This window comes from Fictibacillus sp. 7GRE50 (genome assembly GCF_015903875.1).
Classification (GTDB): domain Bacteria; phylum Bacillota; class Bacilli; order Bacillales; family Fictibacillaceae; genus Fictibacillus; species Fictibacillus phosphorivorans.
Genome location: NZ_JACZDW010000004.1, coordinates 326,999 through 345,241 on the forward strand (window position 1 = coordinate 326,999; position 18,243 = coordinate 345,241).

Annotated in this window: 23 protein-coding genes; all 23 read left to right on the forward strand. The window is 40.1% G+C overall.

All coding sequences use genetic code 11. The features are described 5' to 3' along the window. The first annotated feature begins 87 nt into the window (after positions 1-87). The 23 genes from IHV12_RS16790 to ndk all read left to right on the forward strand — a co-directional run bounded on the left by IHV12_RS16790 (position 88) and on the right by ndk (position 18,212). Entirely contained in the window at positions 88-750 is a 663-nt protein-coding gene (locus IHV12_RS16790) for a flagellar brake protein (RefSeq protein WP_197191547.1), read from the forward strand. Positions 751-808: 58 nt separating this feature from the next. Then, a complete protein-coding gene (locus IHV12_RS16795; RefSeq protein WP_171005421.1) occupies positions 809-985 on the forward strand; it encodes a DUF5359 family protein in 177 nt (58 codons plus the stop codon). Positions 986-1,117: 132 nt separating this feature from the next. Then, on the forward strand, positions 1,118-1,792 hold the full coding sequence (cmk, locus tag IHV12_RS16800) for a (d)CMP kinase (protein ID WP_197130703.1): 675 nt from the start codon (positions 1,118-1,120) through the stop codon (positions 1,790-1,792). 1 nt (position 1,793) lies between these two features. After that, positions 1,794-2,375: a lysophospholipid acyltransferase family protein gene (locus IHV12_RS16805; protein WP_197130700.1), complete on the forward strand. Its 582-nt coding sequence runs from the start codon at positions 1,794-1,796 to the stop codon at positions 2,373-2,375. Between the two features lie 297 nt (positions 2,376-2,672). Further along, on the forward strand, positions 2,673-3,812 hold the full coding sequence (gene rpsA / locus IHV12_RS16810; protein ID WP_197130697.1) for a 30S ribosomal protein S1: 1,140 nt from the start codon (positions 2,673-2,675) through the stop codon (positions 3,810-3,812). 101 nt (positions 3,813-3,913) lie between these two features. Continuing rightward, on the forward strand, positions 3,914-4,516 hold the full coding sequence (locus IHV12_RS16815; protein ID WP_197191548.1) for a YphA family membrane protein: 603 nt from the start codon (positions 3,914-3,916) through the stop codon (positions 4,514-4,516). Between the two features lie 132 nt (positions 4,517-4,648). Beyond that, positions 4,649-5,962 (forward strand): ribosome biogenesis GTPase Der, encoded by a 1,314-nt coding sequence (der, locus tag IHV12_RS16820; RefSeq protein ID WP_197191549.1) that lies wholly within the window; start codon positions 4,649-4,651, stop codon positions 5,960-5,962. Positions 5,963-5,968: 6 nt separating this feature from the next. Further along, positions 5,969-6,550: a glycerol-3-phosphate 1-O-acyltransferase PlsY gene (gene plsY / locus IHV12_RS16825; RefSeq protein WP_370568825.1), complete on the forward strand. Its 582-nt coding sequence runs from the start codon at positions 5,969-5,971 to the stop codon at positions 6,548-6,550. A gap of 18 nt (positions 6,551-6,568) precedes the next feature. Further along, complete coding sequence (locus IHV12_RS16830; RefSeq protein ID WP_197191550.1) at positions 6,569-7,594, forward strand: NAD(P)H-dependent glycerol-3-phosphate dehydrogenase; 1,026 nt, start codon at positions 6,569-6,571, stop codon at positions 7,592-7,594. A 120-nt stretch (positions 7,595-7,714) separates the two neighbouring features. Next, on the forward strand, positions 7,715-7,975 hold the full coding sequence (locus IHV12_RS16835; protein WP_066395705.1) for a stage VI sporulation protein F: 261 nt from the start codon (positions 7,715-7,717) through the stop codon (positions 7,973-7,975). 412 nt (positions 7,976-8,387) lie between these two features. After that, complete coding sequence (locus tag IHV12_RS16840) at positions 8,388-8,588, forward strand: DUF2768 domain-containing protein (protein ID WP_197130689.1); 201 nt, start codon at positions 8,388-8,390, stop codon at positions 8,586-8,588. 14 nt (positions 8,589-8,602) lie between these two features. After that, entirely contained in the window at positions 8,603-9,313 is a 711-nt protein-coding gene (locus IHV12_RS16845; protein WP_197130686.1) for a hypothetical protein, read from the forward strand. Positions 9,314-9,574: 261 nt separating this feature from the next. Beyond that, positions 9,575-11,053, forward strand: a complete 1,479-nt coding sequence (gene spoIVA, locus IHV12_RS16850) for a stage IV sporulation protein A (RefSeq protein WP_137789039.1) — start codon at positions 9,575-9,577, stop codon at positions 11,051-11,053. A 380-nt stretch (positions 11,054-11,433) separates the two neighbouring features. Beyond that, on the forward strand, positions 11,434-11,706 hold the full coding sequence (locus IHV12_RS16855; protein ID WP_197130683.1) for an HU family DNA-binding protein: 273 nt from the start codon (positions 11,434-11,436) through the stop codon (positions 11,704-11,706). 318 nt (positions 11,707-12,024) lie between these two features. After that, entirely contained in the window at positions 12,025-12,591 is a 567-nt protein-coding gene (gene folE / locus IHV12_RS16860) for a GTP cyclohydrolase I FolE (protein ID WP_197130680.1), read from the forward strand. A gap of 12 nt (positions 12,592-12,603) precedes the next feature. After that, a complete protein-coding gene (gene mtrB / locus IHV12_RS16865; RefSeq protein WP_066241872.1) occupies positions 12,604-12,822 on the forward strand; it encodes a trp RNA-binding attenuation protein MtrB in 219 nt (72 codons plus the stop codon). A gap of 150 nt (positions 12,823-12,972) precedes the next feature. Further along, entirely contained in the window at positions 12,973-13,686 is a 714-nt protein-coding gene (locus IHV12_RS16870) for a heptaprenyl diphosphate synthase component 1 (RefSeq protein ID WP_197191551.1), read from the forward strand. 4 nt (positions 13,687-13,690) lie between these two features. After that, on the forward strand, positions 13,691-14,395 hold the full coding sequence (locus IHV12_RS16875) for a demethylmenaquinone methyltransferase (RefSeq protein WP_197130674.1): 705 nt from the start codon (positions 13,691-13,693) through the stop codon (positions 14,393-14,395). Between the two features lie 46 nt (positions 14,396-14,441). Continuing rightward, positions 14,442-15,275: a UbiA-like polyprenyltransferase gene (locus tag IHV12_RS16880; RefSeq protein ID WP_231618319.1), complete on the forward strand. Its 834-nt coding sequence runs from the start codon at positions 14,442-14,444 to the stop codon at positions 15,273-15,275. Beyond that, entirely contained in the window at positions 15,272-15,862 is a 591-nt protein-coding gene (locus IHV12_RS16885) for a UbiX family flavin prenyltransferase (protein WP_197130668.1), read from the forward strand. The genes IHV12_RS16880 and IHV12_RS16885 overlap by 4 nt, the downstream gene beginning before the upstream one ends. A gap of 6 nt (positions 15,863-15,868) precedes the next feature. Beyond that, on the forward strand, positions 15,869-16,696 hold the full coding sequence (locus IHV12_RS16890) for a menaquinone biosynthetic enzyme MqnA/MqnD family protein (protein ID WP_197191552.1): 828 nt from the start codon (positions 15,869-15,871) through the stop codon (positions 16,694-16,696). 22 nt (positions 16,697-16,718) lie between these two features. Beyond that, on the forward strand, positions 16,719-17,684 hold the full coding sequence (locus IHV12_RS16895) for a polyprenyl synthetase family protein (protein ID WP_197130661.1): 966 nt from the start codon (positions 16,719-16,721) through the stop codon (positions 17,682-17,684). Positions 17,685-17,768: 84 nt separating this feature from the next. Beyond that, positions 17,769-18,212, forward strand: coding sequence for a nucleoside-diphosphate kinase (gene ndk, locus IHV12_RS16900; RefSeq protein WP_197130658.1), 444 nt, complete (start codon positions 17,769-17,771; stop codon positions 18,210-18,212). The last annotated feature ends 31 nt before the right edge of the window (positions 18,213-18,243 follow it).

An 18,243-nucleotide genomic window follows, 5' to 3' on the forward strand; every position in this document is an offset into this window, starting at 1 on the left:
CGCAACTTGAAATTTTGCTTTTTCTTTTATTTTGAAACTGTCATAATAAGGTAGAAAGATTAGAAAGCAATGTATGGGGGAAGTTTGATGATTACAGTGGGTGAACCGTTATATTTAGAGCCGTTGTTTTCCGACAAAAAAGATAAATATCGCTGCAAAGTGTTCGATGTCAAAGAGGATCATCTATATATTGATTATCCGAGTAACGAAAAAACAAACCGTACCGAATATTTCTTTGATGGAACACAGTTTAAAGCATCTTTTGTGGATAAAGAGAGGAACGTCTATACGTTTCGAACAGAGCTATTAGGTAGAAAGATCGAAAATATTCCAGTATTGATGATCACTTCTCCGAAAGAAGAAGAGATACATAAGATTCAACGAAGAGAATTTGTAAGGGTAGAAACGATGATAGACACGTCGGTTGTCAACCAAAATGATGCTTATCCACCTTTTAACTCTGTGATTCTCGATCTGAGTGCAGGAGGGATGCTTCTTTCTCTTCCGGTTGTTCATTCGGTTAAGAGTGAAGACCAGTTGAACTGTCTTGTGGTTTTTCCTATGCAATCTGGAGAAAAACTGTATCTAGATCTAGACTGCACAGTTTTAAGAGTATTTGATGGAGCGGGCGGACGACAGAAAGCTTCCCTTCAATTCGGGGAAATTACGCAAAGAGACCGACAGCATATTATTCGATTCTGTTTTGAACAGCAGCTTCTTATGAAGAAAAAAGAGAGCGTTAGTCTATAGAAGTGCATAGATCTTTTCTTTTGGGGAAAAATACTCCCGAAAAGAAGGTGGCGAATTCATGAAACGATTTGAACGGATATTGATCCAACTTGCCGTTGTTCATTTTATTTTACTGGTGGCCGCGCAGTTTTTACTTGAGATCCCATCCTTTAAGTTGTATACAAACAAGAGTATCTATTACGAAGGAGTCATCAAGAACGACCAACAACCGACTTTGGAAACCATAGACCGTTAAACACCAAGTATGGTAATATACATATAGATTAAGTCTGATGTATTCAGATTTATACACAGAAAAAAGCAGGGGAAACTCACCTGCTTTTTATTGCTATGTATGCATTGTCATAGGTATGGGGTAGGAGGAAACATGAAAAAATTATTATCGATCGCCATTGATGGACCGGCTGGAGCAGGAAAAAGTACGGTAGCCAAGCAAGTAGCTGAACGTCTTTCTTTCATTTACATTGACACGGGTGCCATGTATAGGGCATTAACGTATAAAGCTCTTTTAAAAGGAGCAGACCTTAATGATGGACGAGAACTAGAAATCGTATTGAACGATACAGATATTAAATTAGTGATCACAGAGCAAGGACAAGCGGTTCTTCTTGATGGAAAAGATGTTTCTGAAGAGATCAGAACAAGTGAAGTGACCAATAATGTATCGTTTGTTGCTAGACAGCAAGAAGTGCGTACTGAAATGGTAAAAAGACAACAGCTCTTAGCTGAATCTGGCGGAGTTGTCATGGATGGCCGTGATATTGGCACTCACGTTATGCCGAATGCTGAGCTGAAGATCTTCTTGATCGCTTCTGTAGAAGAAAGAGCTAAGAGACGTTATGAAGAAAATATGTCAAAAGGGTTTGAAGCTGATTTTGAACTCTTAAAAAGTGAAATTGCACTAAGAGATAAACGTGACAGCGAGAGAGAAGTTGCTCCATTAAGAAAAGCAGAAGATGCTATCGAACTGGACACAACAAGTATGACGATCGAAGAGGTAGTTTCAAGCATTCTTCATTATGCAAAAGAAAGGGCTTTGTAAAATGATGCTTTATTCTTTCGGAAAATGGCTATGTGGGACATATTTCAAAGGAACATATAAGCCAGAGATCGTTGGAGCAGAAAACATGCCGAAAACAGGTGGCGTGCTTTTATGTACCAACCATATCCACAACTACGATCCGCCGCTTGTAGGGGTAGCTTCGCCACGAGACGTGCATTTTATGGCTAAAGCAGAGCTCTTTTCTGTACCGGTTTTAAAACATATCCTTCCAAAAATCAACGCTTTTCCTGTAAAACGCGGGATGAGTGACAAAACGGCATTAAAAACAGGAATGAATCTTTTAAAAGAAGGAAAAGTGGTAGGGTTGTTTCCAGAAGGAACCCGCTCAAAGACGGGAGAAATCGGAGAAGGTCTTGCAGGGGCAGGTTTCTTTGCTCTTAAATCACAGGCACACATCGTTCCTTGTGCAATCGTTGGAGAATATCAAAAAGGCAAAAAACTAAAAGTCGTATTCGGCAAACCGATCGACTTTACACATTTTCGGGAGCAAAAAGCTTCCGCAAAAGAAGCTACAGAGCTTATAATGAAAAATATAGCTCAGTTAAAAAAAGAGCATGAATAAATAAATTACTTACTTATCTTTAAAGATGAACTTTGAGTTGTTTTGTAAACTTCTTTGAATATTGATTGAAGTGTAAGGTGCGAGACTCCTAGGGGATCAGTGGGGCAGGTGAGACTCCTAAAAGCGCATAGCGCTAGGAGGCTCACCGCACACCCCCAGGAAAGCGAGCGACCTGAAACGGAAATCATACTTTCAACAGTGCTACTTTTGCAAAAACAACTCCATGATCGATGTTAATGTTCTTTCATACCGAAAGTTCAATAAATTACTTTTCTAATTTTTGAGGAGGGCACGAACATGACAGACGAAATGAGCACAAGTTTAACAAATGCTACCATGGCTGAAAAAGGTGAAATCATTAAAGGTACTGTACTAAAAGTGGAAGACAAGCACGCGTTAGTGGATATCAGCGCTAAGCAAGACGCGTTTTTACCGATTAATGAAGTTTCAAGTCTTTTCATTGAAAAGGTAAGTGACGTGTTGAATGAAGGAGATAGAATCACTGTCAAAGTACTTTCTCACACGGAAGACAAACTTCTTGTGTCAAAGAAAGCAGTGGACACTGAGAAATCTTGGAGCGAACTTGAAGAAAAGTTTAACTCTAAGGAAACGTTTGAAGTCGTCGTTCATGATGTAGTAAAAGGTGGACTAGTAGTAGATCTTGGCGTTCGAGCGTTCATCCCAGCTTCTATGGTCGAGTCTCACTTTGTAGAGGACTTTTCGGATTATAAAGGAAAATCGCTTTCTGTGAAAATCGTAGAACTTGATGCTGAGAAAGGCCGAGTTATCTTATCTCACCGTGCCGTAACGGAAGAAACAGCGGTAGCGAAGAAACAAGAAATCTTAGACCGTTTAGCACCTGGAGAAATCATTGAAGGTAAAGTGCAGCGTTTAACAGACTTCGGTGCATTCGTAGATATCGGTGGTGTTGATGGGTTAGTCCATGTTTCACAGCTTTCACACAGCCGTGTTGATAATCCTTCAGAAGTTCTTAGCGAAGGTGAGACGGTGAAAGTAAAAGTTCTATCTGTTGATCGTGATAATGACAGAATTTCATTGTCCATCAAAGAAACTCAGCCTGGACCGTGGGAAGAAGCAAGTTCTTCCATTCAAGCAGGAAGTGTTATTGAAGGTACTGTAAAACGCATCGTTACGTTTGGTGCGTTTGTAGAAGTAGCACCTGGCATTGAAGGGCTGGTTCACATTTCAGAACTAGCGAACCGTCATATCGGAAATCCGAGTGAGGTTGTTAAAGAAGGACAGCAAGTTTCTGTAAAAGTTCTTGAAGTGAACAGTCAAGATAAGCGAATGAGCCTTAGCATGAAAGCTGTTCAAGATGAAAAGGAAAAAGCGAACCTGAAAGAAAACCTTCCTAAAGAAGAAAAAGGTTTTTCATTAGCGGATATGATCGGTGATCAGCTAAAAGGTTACAAATAAGACAAATGAAGTTACAGCTCTCGATGATTCTCATCGAGAGCTTTTTTTCTTGCGATTAGAAGGGTACATATTCTGGCAATAATGCTATCGAGGTGAATGAGATGAACGATGGCATACTTTTTTATTGGTTCATGTGGATGGGCTGGATAGTTTCAACCTTTCTCATGAAGAAGGGACAATTAAGGAATCAATGTGTTTTTATGACGTTGTTAGGAATTATTTTGTCTGGTGTCAACATTCATCTTTCAATTGGAAGCATGAATGCTGCATTTGTGTTCTTCTTATTGATGGCATTTGTTCATGTGATCAAAAATAGTCATCAGATCTTTTTTTTCGTTACTAGCAGTTTTATAGTGGCTACAGCCTTTGTTTCGATCGAACTTTTTGCTTTATACGATCCAGCTAAACTCTTTGTAAACAAAGAATTAATGATTCTTATATTCCTGACACTTCTAGTGATTACGTTAGCAAGATCGAAGAAAGATCACTTCAGTCTGATCGCCATCGGTCTTTTTATTGGTGATGCTGCTTATCAGTTCATCATTCTTAGACTCGTTGGCAAAGTTGAAATCGGATCTCTATATGTGATGGATTTGTTTGCCTCAACTTCTATGATGCTCTTATTTATGGTAGTATTGGTAGATATGTTCAAAAAAATAAGACGAACAGCTTTTAAAAGGGTTACTTCAGCTAAGCAGATTTAGAAGAGAATCAGTTGTCTAAACCACAAGTAATTTGCTAAAATAAGTGGACTTGTCTAATTACAAGAAAATGAACGAGCATATAAAAAGAAAATTTGATGATTGACTTGATCAGGAAAAAAGGGAAGTGTCTAGATGACGAAACCAGTTTTAGCTATAGTAGGAAGACCGAACGTAGGGAAATCTACTATTTTTAACAGAATTGCCGGAGATCGTATTTCGATCGTAGAAGATATGCCAGGTGTAACGCGTGACCGTATTTATAGCTCTGCTGAGTGGTTGAACACAGAATTCAACTTGATTGACACAGGCGGTATTGAGATTAGTGATGCACCATTTATGAGTCAGATGAAAGAGCAAGCAGAACTCGCTATTGAAGAAGCGGATGTTATTCTATTTCTCGTAGATGGAATGAATGGAATTACAGCTGCTGATGAAGAAGTAGCTAAGATGCTGTTTCGTTCCAAAAAGCCTGTCGTATTAGGTGTGAATAAGATCGATAACCCCGAACGTAAAGAATTGTTGTATGAGTTCTATAGCTTAGGAATGGGTGAACCAATCGGTGTGTCAGGTACACATGGTATCGGTCTTGGCGATCTTTTAGATCAAGTAGTAAGCCATTTCCCTGAAACAGTAGCTGAGGAAAAAGAAGATGATACGATTTACTTCTCTTTAATCGGACGACCGAACGTAGGGAAATCTTCTCTTGTGAATGCGATCTTAGGTAAAGAACGAGTTATTGTTAGTAACATTGCAGGAACAACAAGAGATGCGATCGATTCTAGTTTTGAGCGTGAAGATCAGAAGTATGTGATCATCGATACGGCTGGTATGAGAAAGCGCGGAAAAGTATATGAGACGACTGAAAAATATAGTGTAATGCGTGCGATGAAAGCGATCGAACGTTCCGACGTTGTCCTTATGGTCATCGACGCTGAAGAAGGAATCATTGAACAAGATAAAAAGGTAGCTGGTTTTGCACACGAAGCCGGTAAAGCGGTAGTGATTGTCGTAAACAAGTGGGATGCTGTTGAAAAAGATGATAAGACGATGCAAAAGTTCGAACAGAAGATTCGTGATCATTTCTTATATCTATCATACGCACCGATCGTTTTCGTATCTGCATTAACGAAGCAGCGTCTTCATCAGCTGTATCCTGTCATCAATCAGGTGGCTGAGAATCACGCGCTTCGCGTCCAAACGAACATCTTAAATGAAGTGATCATGGATGCTGTTGCGATGAACCCTGCACCGATGGATAACGGAAAAAGACTGAAGATCAACTATGCGACACAAGTGGCGTCAAAACCACCAACGTTTGTTATCTTTGTTAATGATCCAGAACTTTTCCACTTCTCCTATAAACGTTTTCTCGAGAACCGTATTCGTGAAACATTTGGTTTTGTTGGAACGCCGATCAAAATCTTTGCTAGAAAGAAAAACGATTAATTTTTCATGATGACGTTTGTACTCTTCGTTGTTTCTTACTTGATCGGAAGTATCAGTTTCAGTTATTTGCTGACTAAAGTATTGAGAAATGAAGACATAAGAAATCATGGTAGCGGTAACGCAGGTGCTACGAATACGTTAAGAGTGTTGGGCAAAAAACCCGCGATTGCAGTACTGCTTTTAGACTGTCTAAAAGGTATCTTGGTTGTATTAGTTGCTTTGTGGTTTACTAATTCTTCCTTGATCGCAGTTTTATGTGGATTAGTAGCCGTAATCGGTCACAACTATCCCGTCTTTTATGGATTTAAAGGCGGGAAAGGCGTGGCTACAGCGATCGGTGTTTTTGCTGCAATTGCTTTCTTGCCTTCCCTCATAGCTGGTGTTATCGCTATCATAACCATTTGGATATCCAGATTTGTTTCATTAGGTTCTATTGTTTTTTTAATTCTTACTCCTTTCTTTATGTTGTACCAATTTAATCTGTCTCTTGAAGCAGTATTGGCTAGCTTTGTACTTTCAATTGTTTCAATCTGGAAGCATCGTGGAAATATAGCAAGGATTTGGAGCGGGAATGAAAGTAAAATTTAATAGTGGAGTGTGACATGTATGGGTAATGTTGCTGTTTTAGGTGCTGGAAGCTGGGGTACTGCTCTAGCCATCGTTTTGGCTGACAACGGACATAACGTTTCTCTTTGGGGACGTAGAGAGGATCAAGTCAGTGAGATCAACAACAAACATAAGAATGAAAAATATTTGCCTGGAGTTGAACTGCCTGAAAACATACAAGCAACAACTCAGTTGAACGAATGTGTGAAAGATGCAGATACGATCGTACTCGTCACCCCAACAAAAGCGATGAGAGAAGTACTCGGTCAATTAAAGAACGAACTGATTTCACCGGTAACAATCGTTCATGCTTCTAAAGGCATCGAACCTGGTACATATAAACGTATTTCTGAAATCATTGAAGAAGAGCTTCCTGAGACTGTTTTGGATTCTGTAGTCGTACTTTCAGGTCCAAGTCATGCCGAAGAGGTTTCTTTAAGGCAGCCGACGACTGTTACGGTATCTTCTGTAAACATGGAATCTGCTGAAAAAGTACAAGATCTGTTCATTAATCAAAATTTCCGTGTCTACACAAACCCTGATGTGGTCGGTGTTGAGCTTGGTGGTGCATTAAAGAACATCATCGCTCTAGGTGCTGGACTTTCTGATGGATTAGGCTATGGAGATAACGCGAAGGCGGCTTTAATCACGAGGGGTCTAGCTGAGATCGCTCGACTGGGTACACATATGGGTGCAAATCCTCTTACATTCTCTGGTCTTACTGGCATTGGAGATTTGATCGTAACTTGTACGAGTGTTCATAGCCGTAACTGGCGCGCTGGCAACATGCTTGGAAAAGGTATGAAGCTTGAAGACGTTCTTGAAAATATGGGCATGGTCGTTGAAGGCGTTAGAACCACTCAAGCCGCATACGAATTGAGTAAGCGGGAAGAAGTGGAGATGCCGATCACACAAGTGCTGTACGATGTATTGTTTAACGGTAAGGGTGCAAAGCAAGCTGTTGACGATCTGATGCAGCGTTCTCGCACACATGAAGTGGAAGATGTATCTTCTTTAAAGAGCTAAAAACACTCCGTCAAATAGGCGATTGTCTAAAAAAATTTAGGCAATCGCCTTTTTTTCTTTCACGCTTCCCTTCTCCTTGCATACGATAAGGGTGAAAAGGAAGTGGGAGGAGGACTTCAGGTGGAACGTGAACAACACTTTTTTGATAAGATCGAGAAGAAAACAAGTGTGAAAAAGGATGATATTTTTAAACTTGCTCAATCCGTAAGCGGGTCAAATCTTCGTGACGAGCGCACGATTCGTATGCTGATTTCCCAAGTATCTTCTATGGCTGGTGTAGCAGTCTCAAAACAAAAAGAAGATCAGATCGTTCAAGCTGTTCTTAACAATAACATCCCTCTTGACTTGGCAACATTATCTAAAATGTTTGAAGGTAAGTAGATCGAATTTAAAAAATGTATAAAGTGGATAAAGCACCTAAATCATGGGAGTGTTCCTTCAGTACAGGAAGTATTTAGTCGAACACCCGGTCATGCCCGGGTGTTTTTTTGTATTATTTTGTTTTGTTGTAAGGAAGGTAGTTGATCACCATTCCAGGTTGCTCGCTTCTCATCTACCCACCAGTCCCGCAGGAGGCAGCACGCCACACTCCCATCAACTTGTCAGATATCCACTACTTTCAAGACTAACGACAACTACTAGGATAGCTATCTAAATCAGGCGTAATCTTGTGAATCAAGTTTTCTATTGTTAATAACAGAGTCTAGACTCTTACAAAATTCCAACTTCCGAAAAAGTAAAGGAAATAACAAGAATTATGCTATAATGTACGCTGTGGACAAGGAGGATACATATGAGTGAAGGTTTGTTAAAAATGTGGGTGGCGCTATCAGCCATCGGTTTAATGTTTGTAGCTGTTTTCTCTATCATGTTTAGTCGAGCGAAATTAAAAGGGATATTTCAGACGGTCGTTTCGTTATTCGCTTGGATCTGCATGATCGTTGCAGGTATTCTAATCATCATCGTTGTGTTCAGCGGACCTGTACAAGGGTAGAGGAGGAAGTCTAGATGTCTAAAAAATGGTGGATTCCTTTATGTTTAATGTTATTTACACTTTCAGGATGCTTATATCCGGAAGAAAGAAAAACACAAAATCGAGTACCTTATCAAGATCAGATTACAGCGGTTCAGCAAGCTGTTGAGAGTTTTCAAAAAGATACAGGTGTTCTGCCGATCAAGACAAAAGAGGCAGATACAGATATCTATCAAAAATACTTGATCGACTTTAATAAACTAGTTCCAAAATATATGCAAGAACCTCCAGGTAATGCTTTTGAAAAGGGTGGAACCTTTCAGTACGTGTTGATCGATGTAGAGACTAAGCCGACGGTCAAGCTTGCAGACCTTGTTTTAACAGATAAGGTTCAAGATATTCAAGTCGCTTTAAATATCTATATGGCTGAACATGACTATCCGCCATTCAAAAAGATAGAAGCACAAGGCAGGCATACTCTTGATTATAAGAAGTTAGGTTTTAAAGAAGATCCGTATGTCACGAGTCCTTTTACGGGCAAGAAACTGCCATTGATGGTCAATGGTGATGCAAAGATTTTTATAGATTATAGAAAAGATTTGAATTCAGCGATATCAAGCTACCAGAACGAATTAGATAAACACGAAGACATACGCCATCTATTAGCGGTTCATTCGTTTTTTGTGCCTGTCTATTCCGTTCCCTATACAGTTGAAAATAATAAACCTATTTTTTTAATAAAATAGGCATGAACTCTCCCTTTTTCTAATACATTCATAGAAAAGGCGGAGAGATTTTTTTTGGAAATCCTTTTAACGAAACAAGCTTTATAGTTTCATCGGTAGGCACTCAAGTGCGCCCTCCCGTTTTAATGGAACTATACAACCGAGAAAAGCGAGGATCCAATAAAAATTTCCGTTCCTTTGTCATAATCAATAGGACAAAATCATACGATGTATTGTCCAAGACTAGCATCCGGAACTTTATTTGGATCGGGAGGGAAACGAATGGAGAAAATCGATATTTTCAAAGATATCGCCGAACGGACAGGCGGAGATATCTACTTGGGTGTAGTAGGAGCAGTAAGAACAGGGAAGTCCACATTTATTAAGAAATTTATGGAGCTTGTGGTGCTGCCGAACATTGATAATGAAGCAGAACGCCAACGTGCTCAAGATGAACTACCGCAGAGTGCAGCTGGACGCACCATTATGACCACTGAGCCCAAATTTGTTCCAAACAATGCGGTGAAGATCAATGTAGGTGATGGGCTTGATGTTAACATACGTCTTGTTGATTCAGTAGGTTATGCGGTGCCAAGTGCAAAAGGGTACGAAGATGAAAACGGCCCAAGAATGATTCATACGCCTTGGTACGATGAGCCGATTCCGTTTCATGAAGCGGCAGAAATCGGTACTCGGAAAGTCATTCAAGAGCACTCCACTCTCGGAGTAGTTGTTACGACAGATGGTACGATCGGTGAGATTCCAAGATATGATTATGTGGAATCAGAAGAACGAGTGGTTGAAGAGCTGAAAGAAGTCGGAAAGCCGTTTATCATGCTGATCAACTCCACACAGCCACACCATCCAGATACGCAAAGACTTCGCAACGAGCTTTGTGAAAAATATGATATTCCTGTACTCGCGATGAGTGTTGAAGCGATGACGGAGCATGATATTAACAATGTGTTAAGAGAAGCGTTATACGAGTTTCCGGTGCTTGAGGTCAATGTTAACCTTCCTAGCTGGGTAATGGTCCTACGTGAGAACCATTGGCTACGTGAAAGCTATGAAGAAGCAGTAAGAGAAACAGTTCAAGACATCAAACGTCTGCGTGATGTAGATAAAGTTGTTGGGTTCTTCGCGGATTATGATTTTATCGATGACGCGAGACTTGCGGGAATCGAAATGGGGCAAGGGATCGCTGAGATCGACTTGTTCGCACCTGATTACCTATACGATCAGATCTTAAAAGAAGTGGTTGGAGTCGAGATTCGAGGAAAAGACCACCTGCTTCAGCTGATGCAAGAATTTGCATACGCTAAGACGGAATACGATCAAGTGGCAGATGCTCTCCGAATGGTTAAGCAAACAGGGTATGGAATAGCGGCGCCAGCAATTACTGATATGAGCCTCGATGAGCCAGAGATCATCCGTCAAGGATCTAGATTCGGTGTAAGACTTAAAGCGATCGCACCATCTATTCATATGATTAAAGTAGATGTAGAATCAGAGTTCGCTCCGATTATTGGTACGGAAAAACAAAGTGAAGAGATGCTGAGATACTTGATGCAAGACTTTGAAGAAGATCCGCTATCAATCTGGAATTCTGATATCTTTGGAAGATCGCTAAACTCTATCGTAAGAGAAGGGATTCAAGGCAAGATCTCACTCATGCCAGAGAATGCAAGATATAAATTAAAAGAGACATTGGAACGTATTATAAATGAAGGTTCAGGCGGTTTGATTGCCATTATTTTATAACTTAGGGACTCCTATAACCAGGAGTCTTTTTTTTTGTGATCATAACTTTTTCCTGCTTCTCTATATGGGGGTATTGAAATGGATAAGCCTAACTCGGAGTATTTTTTTTGTTATGTTACTAGCACAAATGACCTGTGTTAAGGGAGTGACTTTATTACCTTGGTAGTGCCGATTTTTTGTAAAAAAAGGTCAAAAAATAAGGAATTTTAAGGGTTGAATAGCGAAAAACGCCTAAAAAAGATTGAATTTCTGTATGTAATCGTATAATATAAGGCTTGTTACAGATATAATTAGTAAAATCTTGTATTTTACATAAATAAATGAATCATGATTTAAAAGTTGAATGTTGGTGAATATATCCTTGAGAGGAGGTGAATGGAATGAACAAGACTGATCTAATCAATGCAGTATCTGAGCAAGCTGAGCTTTCTAAGAAAGATGCATCTAAAGCAGTTGACGCTGTTTTCGAAGCAATCACTGGTACTCTACAAGGCGGTGATAAGGTTCAACTTATCGGATTTGGTAACTTTGAAGTTCGTGAGCGTGCAGCTCGTAAAGGCCGCAACCCACAAACTGGTCAAGAGATCGAGATCTCTGCTAGCAAAGTTCCTGCTTTCAAACCAGGGAAAGCCCTTAAGGACGCTGTTAAATAATTGATACATAGGGCAACTTAAAAAGACCGTGAATCTTTCACGGTCTTTTTTATATGGAATGTAAGAAGGGAAAGATATATCGGCAAGAATGAGATTATATCGGCAAGATTTTGTTTTTATCGGCAAGAATTTGAATATATCGGCAACAATCCAATTTTATCAGCAATTCACTCAATGAATCACCCTTCATCCAATTCAAACCTTACTATTCGATCAGATCCGCTCCTCACATGGCGTAAGGGTTTTCTCCTTTTGCTATTCTTTCTTCGTTATGCTAAAATTTTTCTATTGTGTTAATGGAATTGGAGGACAACCGGCGTGGCAGAAGTTCAAAAAGAAAAAATTGAGTTAGCTGTAAAAATGATTTTAGAAGCTATAGGTGAAGACCCTGAGAGAGAGGGTTTAATAGATACACCAAAACGTGTTGCGAAAATGTATGAAGAAGTATTCCAAGGATTAAATCAAGATCCAAAAGAGCACTTTGCTACTATTTTTGGCGAAGATCATGAAGAGTTAGTGCTTGTAAAAGACATTCCTTTCTACTCCATGTGTGAGCATCACCTTGTTCCTTTCTTCGGGAAAGCGCATATCGGTTACATACCTAAAGGAGGAAAAGTAACAGGCTTAAGCAAGCTGGCTAGAGCTGTTGAAGCTGTTACAAAACGACCTCAACTACAAGAAAGAATTACGTCAACGATTGCGAACAGCTTGCTCGAGACTTTAGAACCTCATGGTGTGATCGTTGTTATTGAAGCAGAGCATATGTGCATGACGATGCGTGGTGTTAAAAAACCGGGCTCTATGACGGTTACTTCAGCGGTACGCGGTGTTTTTGAAAAAGATCCTGCTGCTCGTGCAGAAGTACTAAGTTTAATCAGAAACTAAGGAGGTAACTTCATGAAATCAGAATTTGATTTTTTCGTGATCAAAGCGAAAGAGAACGGCGTAAACGTGATCGGCTTAACTCGTGGTACAGAAACAAGATTTCACCATTCTGAAAAGCTTGATAAAGGTGAAGTGATGATCGCTCAGTTTACCGAGCATACTTCAGCTGTGAAAGTTAGAGGAAAAGCAGTGATCTACACAAAACACGGAGAAGTAGATACAGAATCGTAAGGATTACTTTCGGCGGTATACGTGCCAAAAAGCTGGGCTAGAGATAAGCCTAGTTTTCTTTATGTCTTTTAAAGAGGTTGAATCCTAATAATTTTGGCGACTATGTTATAATAAGAAAGCACAATTTTGCTGTGTCATTGGAGGGATTTGATGAACACCATGGAACAAATTCAACGTTTAAAACAGCATACACTTTTATTGATGCAGCACGGTTATGTGGATAGATTTCTTCAACCTCCAGTCTTTAATGAATCCAAAGTATTCATCACGTACTGTCTGTTGCGTGAACTTGAATTGGATGAAGCTGTAGAAGCAGAGTATTTTAGTTCGATTACTCTCATGCAAGCTGCTTTGGACCGTCATGATGACATTTTAGAAGAGAACATCACCGAGAATAAAAAGAAACGTCAGCTAGTCGTTTTATCTGGCGACTATTTTAGCAGTCTATATTACTTGCTTTTATCTCACTGTGAAAATTTAGATCTGATTCAAAAACTGTCGAGTGCTGTTCAAGAAATTAACGAACAGAAGGCAGATCTGCATATTCAGAGTAGGGACAAGTTTTCAATTACGAGTGTGGAATATTTAAAAGCTGTACAAAAGATCGACAGTCTTCTTTTTACAAAAGCAGCAGAATCGTTCGGCCTTCATAAATATATACCTTTTATTGAAAGATACCTTCTGGTGTCACGCTATCAGAATATGGACACGAGAAGAAGACTAAGTGAAGAACAATTGAACTTCCTTAAAACATGCGAGACGGAAATTAAGAATAAAGCAGTTGAAATGCCTCTGTTGTTTCATAGAGAAGGTTACAGCATGGAAGATGCTAGTAAAAATGACTTAATGTTAGGAGAGGGTTAATCCGATGTTGAGCAAAGAAGAACGGGTTCACTCTGTATTTGAAAAGATTTCTGATCAGTATGATTACATGAACGATTTGATCTCTTTTAAACAGCATAGTAAATGGCGTAAAGATACGATGAAAAGAATGAAAGTACAGCCTGGAAACCATTGTTTAGACGTTTGTTGCGGAACAGGTGAATGGACATTCGCACTTGCCGAAGAAGTTGGGACTACGGGGAAAGTAGTGGGGCTAGATTTTAGTCAGAACATGCTTAATGTCGGGATTGAAAAGTTGAAGAAGCGCCGATCTCCTGGAGTTAGTTTCATCCATGGCAATGCGATGGAGCTTCCGTTTGAAGATAACAGCTTTGATTTTGTTACAATCGGGTTTGGCCTAAGAAACGTTCCCGATTATCTTCAGACGCTTAAAGAGATGGCACGCGTTGTAAAACCAGACGGGAGAGTAGTCTGTCTCGAGACTTCGCATCCGACGGTTCCTGTGTTCAAACAGCTTTTTAAGTTTTACTTTACGTATATCATGCCTGTATTTGGCAAGTTGTTCGCTAAAAGCTATCAGGAATACGCATGGCTTCAAGAATCTACAGAAGCATTTTTAACAAAAGAAGAACTGAAAGAACTTTTTAAACAAGCGGGTTTGTCGAATGTTGAGGTCAAATCGTATGCTTTAGGCGCTGCTGCCATGCATACAGGGAAAAAACAGCAATAGAAGAGAGCGTTGCAGTGTGTGGAATAAAATTAAAATTATATTAGAAATGATAAAATTTGAACATACCATCTTTGCTCTACCCTTTGCATTTCTTGGAGCAATAATGGGAAACCTCGTTGAAGAGGGATCAGTTCCGTCACTGATGGAATGGATTTGGATCACTCTTGCTATGGTTGGTGCACGTAGTTCTGCTATGGCACTGAACCGTGCGATAGATTCAGAGATTGATGGAGCGAATCCTAGAACGAAAACAAGAGCGATACCAGCAAAGCTTTTAAAAAGAGGCGAAGTATACCTTTTTATTCTCGTCTCACTAGCTTTGTTGTTCGTTAGTGCGTACCAATTAAACGCGCTATCCGTTAAGCTTTTGCCGCTTGCTGTCTTTTTTCTTGTTATCTACTCCTACACAAAGCGTTTTACGTATTTGTGTCATATCGTCTTAGGGGTTACGATCGCGATCGCACCACTCGGAGGTTGGGTCGGTGCAACCGGAACACTTAGTCCGGAAGCCTTTTTACTATTTGTAGGGGTATTGTTTTGGACAGCAGGTTTTGATGTGATCTATGCCACACAAGATGCTGAATATGATAAGTCACACGGTCTGTATTCCATTCCATCTGCGTTTGGTATCGCTAATGGTCTGATGACTGCTAGATGGCTGCACGTTGCTAGTTTCATAGCTTTTGTTTCACTTGGCGTTGTATCAGGAATGGGCTGGATCTACTACTTAGGTGTGTTCATCTCAGGTGCGATCATGGTCTATGAGCACTCACTCGTTAAGCCTCATGATCTGTCTAAACTGGATGTGGCTTTCTTTACGATGAACGGTGTATTGAGTGTGGTCATGTTTATCTTTTCAGTAGGAGATTTGTTGATATGAAAACTTTTACAATTGGAATTACAGGAGCGAGTGGAGCTGTTTACGGCGTAAGACTCGCTCAAGAGATATTAAAAAGCGGACACAAACTACATCTTGTTGTAACTGAAGCAGGCTGGCAGGTGTTTAGAGAAGAGTTATTATGGGATACAGAGGACCGTGAACGCTGTATAGAAGAAAACTTTGCTTCATACGGTAAAGAACGTTTTCATTATCACACCCTTCGCGACTTTAACGCGCCGATCGCAAGCGGTTCGTATCAGAACGACGGAATGGTCATCATTCCATGTTCGATGGGAACTCTTTCAGGAATCGCTCATGGTGCATCAGGAAACCTATTAGAACGTACGGCAGATGTTATGCTAAAAGAGAGCAGAAAACTGATATTAGTGCCTAGAGAGACACCACTTCATAAAATTCATCTTGAAAACATGCTGAAAGTAACAGAAGCAGGAGGAAAGATTGTTCCTGCGATGCCTGGTTTTTACCACTTGCCGAAGTCTATGGATGACCTTGTGAACTTCTTGGTAGGTAAAGTACTAGATAACTTAGGCGTACATCACGAATTGTTTACACGCTGGGGAGACTGATAGATTATGAACATCGGGGAAATCAGCTACACGAACATCATACCCCTTTATTTTTATTTAGATAGAGAAAGACTGATGGATCAAGGTGCGACTATAACGCAGGCAGTTCCATCTAGAGTAAACGCTTTAATGGAGAAACAGCTGGTCGATATCGGAGGCATCTCTTCGTTTTCATACGGAAAGAACGCTATGAATTACAGCTTAGTTCCAGACCTTTCTGTTTCTTCGTTCGGAAAAGTAAATTCTATCTTTCTTTTTTCAAAGTATAAGATCGAAGAGTTGAACGGTAAAAGGATCGCCTTAACCTCTAGCTCAGAAACATCGGTCGCTCTATTAAAAATCATCTTAGACCGTTTTTATGGTGTTGAGGTTACATACCAGATAGAAACACCGAATTTTGAAGAGATGCTGAACGCTTATGATGCGTGTCTTTTGATTGGAGACGATGCGATTAGCGCATACCGTAAGCGAGGATCTTATCATGTATACGACCTTGGGGAGATCTGGTACCAGCAGACAGGTTTGCCTATGATCTTTGCTGTGATGGCGTATCGAAATGAAATGGAAACCGAACAAGGTGCACTATTGTCGTATGTGGGAAGAAGTATGATAGAGAGCAAAGAAAGATGTCAGAAAGAAAATTTTGTTCCTGTCATCGAGCGAGTGATAGCAGAACACGGAGGCACTTTTCAGTTCTGGAATTCTTATTTTAGTGGATTAAATTATCAATTTAGTGGCGAACATGAAAAGGGACTCAACCTTTATTTTCAGCTAGCTGTAGAGTGCGGATTGTTAAAAACAATGCCCTCTATCATTAAATATTCGTATAAGTAACGGGCGATAGGGTGAAACAAAAGTGAAGTTAAAGGACTTATACTCATTTCTAAAAAAAGACTTGCAGCAGATTGAAGATCAGCTCGTAGAATCCGTTCGTTCCGATCAGACACAGATTCATACGGCAGGAGCTGAACTTTTAAAAGCAGGGGGAAAGAGAATCCGCCCTGTATTTGTTCTGCTTTCCGCTCAGTTCGGCACGTATAACATTCAGCAAGTGAAAAAGCCGGCTGCAGCTCTTGAACTGATTCATATGGCTTCACTCGTACATGATGATGTAGTGGATGATGCAGATATGAGACGTGGAAGAAAAACAGTAAAAGCAAAATACGATAATAAGATTGCCATGTATACGGGCGATTTTATTTTCGCATCCGCCTTAAAACTAATGACTGAGATCGAAATACCACGTGCGCATCAAATCTTGGCCCAAGGAATGAAAGAGATGTGTCTCGGTGAGATCGAGCAGATTAATGAACAGTATGATACGGATCAAAACATTAGAAAGTACTTCAAACGGATCAAACGGAAAACCGCACTTCTAATTGCGCTGAGCTGTCAGCTTGGAGCAATTACTTCTAAAGCGGATGTCTCTCTTCAAAAGAAGCTGTATGATTTTGGTTTCTCTGTCGGCATGGCTTTTCAGATTACGGATGATATTTTAGACTTTACCGCTTCTGAAAAGCAGCTCGGAAAACCAGCGGGCAGTGATCTGAAGCAAGGAAACTTAACATTGCCTGTGCTGTACACGATCTATCAGTATCCAGACATGAAAGAAAAGCTGGATGCTTATTATGAAACAAAAGAGCCTGCTCAACTAGCTGAACTGTTAAAAGATATTAAAGAGTTAGGCGGGATTGATTACGCGACGAAGATATCTGATAAATATTTAAAGCGCGCTAAATTGGCTGCCGAGTCTTTGCCAGAAACGGATGCCAGAGATAGTTTGTTAAAAGTAGCAGATTATATCGCTGGTCGAAAATTTTGAGTGATTGCTAATTTTTAAAATTTTTGGTACGATTTCTCTGGGGAACTTGTCCCACATATACATAGATGATAGGAGAGGGAATGCATGGAAAAAACGTTTTTAATGGTAAAACCTGATGGTGTTCAACGTGCGTTAATCGGAGAAATCGTATCCCGTTTTGAAAAGAAAGGTTTTCAACTTGTTGGTGCTAAACTAATGAACATTTCTGAAGATCTTGCAAAAGAACATTATGGTGAGCACAAAGAGCGTCCGTTCTTCGGCGAACTAGTTGAGTTTATTACATCTGGTCCAGTATTTGCTATGGTTTGGGAAGGTAAGGACGTTATTCTTACAGCTCGTAACATGATGGGCAAAACAAACCCATCTGAAGCGGCTCCTGGTTCAATCCGCGGAGACTATGCTGTACAAGTAAGCAACAATATCATCCACGGTTCTGACTCTGCTGAAAGCGCTGTCCGTGAGATCGGTCTTTTCTTCAAAGAAGAAGAACTTGTTTCTTATGATAAAGCAGTTGCAGTTTGGATTTAATTTTACATGGAAATGAAAGCGTTTTAACCGG